Genomic DNA, 649 nt, shown 5'->3' on the forward strand with positions numbered 1-649 from the left:
CGCCGCCGTCGGCTATCACGCAGGCCTTCGTGCCATAGCCGCCACGAGACCGGCCAAGGCCCTCACGCACGTCTCGCTGTGCTCCAGATCCCCCTTTTTGGACGCCCCCGCAGCCTTGGGGTGCGCCCGGATCGTGGTGCCATCCAGGAACGCCATGCCGAGTGCGACGCCGCGCTGCTGGGCCAGATCGAGCAGGCGCTCCCACACGCCGAACCGTGCCCAGCGAATGAACGTCTGCGCCGCCATCCACCATGGCCCCAATTCAGGCAGGATGGCGCGCCACTTGGCTCCATTCGTGTGTCGCCACACGATCGCCGTCACCGTTCGGCGCAGATGCTGGGGTGGGGTCTTGCCGCGCGGGCGGCACGCTCCGATCAGCGGATGCAGAACTTCCCATTCCGCGTCCGTCGGAATCTCGTGTCCGTACTCAACTGCCATCTCAACCAGATAGGCATAGACCTCAAGCGCTAACAGACCCTAATAGGGGCTATCGCGCGGTGCCCACAGGATGCTGACGGTGCGCAGCGTGGTGTCGGAGCGGCATCGGGCGACGGGGGGGCATCAACGGGCCACGGGACTGTCAGGAATTCCGTGTACGGGCCGGTTGTGATCAGGCGAGCGTGAACCGGTCCTCGAAGAGGATGGCGAG

The 649-nt window shown here is 66.1% G+C and carries 1 pseudogene; it reads right to left on the minus strand.

Going from position 1 to position 649, the window contains the following annotated elements:
- Positions 1 to 414: pseudogene (locus Q4I23_RS32970) on the minus strand (transposase); the annotation flags it as partial.
- Positions 415 to 649: the final 235 nt, after the last annotated feature.

It is taken from the genome of Azospirillum sp. UFLA03-27 (genome assembly GCF_059803775.1).